The organism is Stenotrophomonas sp. 05L44_2, assembly GCF_056665995.1.
In genome coordinates this window covers 1-4,785 of sequence record NZ_JBFTNR010000294.1, presented here as the reverse complement: position 1 = coordinate 4,785, position 4,785 = coordinate 1, and the positions used below count along the sequence as shown (strand labels likewise).

General features: G+C 66.0%; 5 protein-coding genes and 1 pseudogene. All 6 read left to right on the top strand.

What is annotated here, in order from left to right; translation table 11 throughout:
- Window positions 1–882, top strand: a pseudogene (locus AC1VAN_RS11735) (Fe/S-dependent 2-methylisocitrate dehydratase AcnD); the annotation flags it as partial.
- 99 nt (window positions 883–981) lie between these two features.
- Window positions 982–1,224: a type II toxin-antitoxin system ParD family antitoxin gene (locus tag AC1VAN_RS11730; protein WP_032976603.1), complete on the top strand. Its 243-nt coding sequence runs from the start codon at window positions 982–984 to the stop codon at window positions 1,222–1,224.
- Window positions 1,221–1,583, top strand: coding sequence for a type II toxin-antitoxin system RelE/ParE family toxin (locus AC1VAN_RS11725; RefSeq protein WP_032976604.1), 363 nt, complete (start codon window positions 1,221–1,223; stop codon window positions 1,581–1,583). Before AC1VAN_RS11730 ends, AC1VAN_RS11725 begins: the two co-directional genes overlap by 4 nt.
- A 3-nt stretch (window positions 1,584–1,586) precedes the next feature.
- The gene (gene prpF, locus AC1VAN_RS11720) at window positions 1,587–2,765 is read left to right on the top strand and encodes a 2-methylaconitate cis-trans isomerase PrpF (RefSeq protein WP_480985850.1); all 1,179 of its coding nucleotides are present in this window, start codon (window positions 1,587–1,589) and stop codon (window positions 2,763–2,765) included.
- A gap of 186 nt (window positions 2,766–2,951) precedes the next feature.
- Window positions 2,952–4,412, top strand: a complete 1,461-nt coding sequence (locus AC1VAN_RS11715) for a bifunctional 2-methylcitrate dehydratase/aconitate hydratase (RefSeq protein WP_032976606.1) — start codon at window positions 2,952–2,954, stop codon at window positions 4,410–4,412.
- A 175-nt stretch (window positions 4,413–4,587) separates the two neighbouring features.
- A partial coding sequence (locus AC1VAN_RS11710) for a hypothetical protein (RefSeq protein ID WP_480985849.1) occupies window positions 4,588–4,785 on the top strand: 198 nt, incomplete at its 3' end.

Genomic DNA, 4,785 nt, shown 5'->3' with positions numbered 1-4,785 from the left:
GTGAAGCCGGAGCAGTTCCGCAGCGTCTACAACCCGATGTTCAACGTACGCGTCGAACACGGCGCAGCGGTGAGCCCGCTGTACGACTGGCGCCCGCAGAGCACCTACATCCGTCGTCCGCCGTACTGGGAAGGTGCATTGGCCGGTGAGCGCTCGCTGGCCGGCATGCGTGCGCTGGCGGTGTTGCCCGACAACATCACCACCGACCACCTGTCGCCGTCCAACGCSATCCTGGCCTCGAGTGCGGCTGGCGAATACCTGGMSAAGATGGGCCTGCCSGAAGARGACTTCAAYTCSTACGCSACCCATCGCGGYGACCACCTGACCGCRCARCGCGCCACCTTCGCCAACCCSAAGCTSTTYAACGAGATGGTGMSCAAYGAMGACGGCAGCGTGAARCARGGYTCGCTGGCGCGCGTCGAGCCGGAAGGCMAGGTSATGCGCATGTGGGAAGCCATCGARACCTAYATGGASCGCAAGCAGCCSCTGATCATCRTSGCCGGYGCCGACTACGGSCARGGYTCKTCGCGCGACTGGGCCGCCAAGGGCGTGCGSCTGGCSGGCGTGGARGCSATTGYYGCCGAAGGCTTYGAGCGCATCCACCGCACCAACCTGATCGGCATGGGCGTGCTGCCGCTGGARTTCAAGCCGGGCACCACCCGTCTGACCCTGGGCATCGATGGCACCGAAACCTTCGACGTCATCGGTGAACGCACGCCGCGCGCCGAGTTGCGCGTGGTCATCCACCGCCGCGACGGCCAGGACGTGATCGTGCCGGTCACCTGCCGCCTGGACAGTGACGAGGAAGTGGCGATCTACGAGGCCGGCGGCGTCCTGCAGCGCTTCGCGCAGGACTTCCTGGAAGGCGCCAAGGTGGCGTGATGCCGGGCTGAATGCCTGCCCCCGGAGGTGGGGGCAGGCTTGTCCGACATCAGGGCAGGGCGCACACTGACTTGGCAAAAACTGCCAATGGAGAGTCTCATGGCCACCATGAACATTTCGCTGACCGATCCGCTCAAGCAGTTCGTGGACGAGGAAGTGCGCGAAGGCGGTTACTCCAGTACGTCGGATTACGTGCGCGACCTGATCCGGCAACGCCAGCGGAGCAAGGCCGAGGAGTTGCTCAAGAAGCTGATCGCCGAGGGGCTGGCATCCGGCCCTTCGGCGCCTCTCCCGCCCGATCACTTCGACAAGCTGCGTGAGCGTGCACGGAACCGCAAGTGAAACCCTCGCACTGGTCCCCTGCAGCGGTTCGAGATCTTGACCAGGCTGCAAGCTGGTATGGAGATCAAGGCGGAGAAGCATTGGAGATCGGCTTCGTCGATGCGGTGGAATCGGTGGTGAGACTGATCGAAACACACCCCGGTGCCGGCTCCACACTGCATGCGGATCTGCTGCCGACCCTTTCAGCGCCGTTGCGCTTTCATCCGGTTCGTCGCTTCGACGGCTATCTGGTCTATTACGTGGAGCTACCTGCGCACGTTTTCATCGTGCGTATCTGGAATGCCTCGCGGGGCATGGAGGCACTGTTCGAAGACGAGGAGCTCAACCCCGATATTGGTTCGTCGCATCCAGGATACTGATCCATGACCTTTCTCCCGCAACTCCGTATTCCCGCTACCTACATGCGCGGYGGYACCAGCAAGGGCGTGTTCTTCCGCCTGCAGGACCTGCCCGAGGCCGCACAGGTGCCGGGTGCCGCACGCGATGCGCTGCTGATGCGCGTGATCGGCTCGCCCGACCCGTATGGCAAGCAGACCGACGGCATGGGTGGGGCCACCTCCAGCACCAGCAAGTGCGTGATCATCTCCACCGCCTCGGTGCCGGATCACGACGTGGATTACCTGTATGGCCAGGTATCGATCGATACCGCATTCGTGGACTGGAGCGGCAACTGCGGCAACCTCAGCACCGCCGTTGGTCCGTTCGCGATCGCCAACGGCCTGATCGATCCGGCCCGCGTGCCGCGCGATGGCCTGTGCACCGTGCGCATCTGGCAGGCCAACATCGGCAAGACCATCATTGCCCATGTGCCGATGCGCGATGGGCAGGTGCAGGAGATCGGCGATTTCGAGCTGGATGGCGTGACCTTCCCGGCTGCCGAGATCCAGCTGGAATTCCTCGATCCGTCCGACGATGGTGACGCCGGTGCGATGTTCCCCACCGGCAACYTGRTCGATACGCTGGACGTGCCGGGCGTGGGTAGTTTCGAGGTGACGATGATCACCGCCGGCATCCCGACCATCTTCCTCAACGCCGCCGACCTCGGTTACACCGGCACCGAACTGCAGCCGGCGATCAATGAAGACAAAGCGGCGCTGGAGCGTTTCGAGAAGATCCGTGCCTACGGCGCACTGCGCATGGGCCTGATCCAGAAACTGGAAGACGCGGCGACCCGCCAGCACACGCCGAAAGTGGCCTTCGTCGCCCCTGCGCAGGACTACGTTTCGTCCAGCGGCAAGGCGATCCCGGCCGCGGACATCGATCTGCATGCCCGCGCGCTGTCSATGGGCAAGCTGCACCACGCSATGATGGGCACCGCTGCAGTAGCGATCGGTACCGCCGCGGCGATCCCCGGCACGCTGGTCAATCGTGCTGCTGGCGGCGGCGAGCGCGAGGCTGTGACCTTCGGGCATCCGTCGGGCACGTTGCGCGTGGGTGCGCAGGCCGCACTCGTTGACGGCCAGTGGACGGTGTCCAAGGCCATCATGAGCCGCAGCGCCCGCGTGCTGATGGAAGGCAAGGTGCGCGTGCCGGCCGGGTGATGGCCTGGTAGTCGCCAACCTTGGTTGGCATGGCGCCGGCTATGCGCGGGTGGCGCTGCACCTGCTCTGGTAGGTGCCAACCTTGGTCGGCATGGAAGCGGCATCGCGCGGGTAAGGCCCAGCGCCAACCAAGGTTKGCGACTACCGGGTTTGTCGCAGCGTGCAACCCCACGAGGAGACCGAACAATGTCCGACAGCCACACCCCATCCAACGCCCGTGCAGCCTGGGATGCGCTGCTGGTGGACATCGTCGACTACGTGCGTGACACGCGCATTGACTCGCCGCTGGCGTTCCAGACCGCGCATCACTGCCTGCTCGACACGTTGGGCTGCGGGTTGGAGGCGCTGTCCTTCCCCGCCTGCAGCAAGCTGCTGGGCCCGCTGGTGCCGGGTATCAGCGTGGCCAACGGCGCGCGCGTCCCCGGCACCAACTTCGTGCTCGATCCGGTGCAGGCGGCTTTCAACATCGGCGCGATGGTGCGCTGGCTGGATTTCAACGACACCTGGCTKGCCGCMGARTGGGGCCACCCSTCGGACAACCTCGGTGGCATCCTCGCCGTGGCCGACTGGCTTGGCCGCAACGCGGCGGCGTTGCGACGCCCGCCGCCGACCGTGCACGACGTGCTGCTGGCGATGATCAAGGCGCACGAGATCCAGGGCGTGCTGGCGTTACGCAACTCTTTCAACCGGGTCGGCCTGGATCACGTGCTGCTGGTCAAGGTGGCCACCACCGCCGTCGTCGCACAGATGCTGGGTCTGGACCGCGAGCGCATGCTCAATGCGGTGTCGCTGGCCTGGGTGGATGGACAGGCGCTGCGCACCTACCGGCATGCGCCCAACACCGGTTCGCGCAAAAGCTGGGCGGCCGGTGATGCGACCAGCCGTGGCGTACGCCTGGCGCTGATGGCCGCCACCGGCGAGATGGGCTACCCCAGCGTGCTCAGTGCACCGACCTGGGGCTTCGAAGCGGTATCGATGCATGGCCAGGCGCTGACCCTCGGCCGCCCCTTCGGCAGCTACGTGATGGAGAACGTGCTGTTCAAGATCAGTTTCCCGGCCGAATTCCACGGGCAGACGGCGGTGGAGGCGGCGATCATCCTGCACCAGCAGCTGCGCGCGCAGGGGCGAACGGCCGAGGACATCGAACACATCGCGATCCGTACCCAGGAAGCCTGCATCCGCATCATCGACAAGCAGGGGCCGCTGCACAACCCGGCCGACCGCGATCACTGCGTGCAGTACATGGTGGCCATCGCGCTGCTGCATGGGCGGCTGGTGGCCGAGGATTACGAGGACGACATGGCGGCCGATCCGCGCATCGACACGCTGCGCGCGAAGATGACCTGCCATGAAGACCCGCAGCTCAGCGCCGACTACCTGGACCCGGACAAGCGCAGCATCGCCAACGGGCTGACGGTGCGCTTCAACGACGGCAGCGCGCTGCCGGAGGTGCTGGTGGAGTACCCGCTGGGCCACGCACGCCGGCGCGCAGAGGGTATCCCGCTGCTGATGGACAAGTTCCGTCGGCACCTGGCGCACCGCTTCCCCACCGCCCAGCAGCAGCGCATCCTGGCCGCCTCGCTGGACCCGGTGGCGCTGGCGGCGATGCCGGTGACCGACTACGTGGACCTGTACCTGCCGGGGTAGGGGGCACTTTGGTAGGTGCCAACCTTGGTTGGCACGGACCCAACGCCAACCGGGGGTAGCGGCTACCGCGCCGGGCATGGCCCGGCGCTACCGTTCCGATGCATTCCTGCCGAATCCGCGTCAACGCCTTGACGCGACGCGCCTATAATGGCCACCTCGATCAAGGAGTGACGACATGAGCGGTCCGGCACGGCGGATGCGGTGGGGATGGACGGCAGCATTGCTGGCAGGAGGGCTGTTGCTGGGTCTGGCCGGTTGCCGCAACGACAGCGGGCAGCTGCCAAAGGCCAGCGGCGAAGCCATCGCCACCAAGGCCGAGCAGGTGAAGGAGTTCACCCTGCTGCGTGCCTACCCCCCTGCTGCGTGCCTACCC

Excerpts from the sequence above, each read along its gene's own strand:
- AC1VAN_RS11730 (WP_032976603.1), top strand. The coding sequence starts at position 982 with ATGGCCACCATGAACATTTCGCTGACCGATCCGCTCAAGCAGTTCGTG.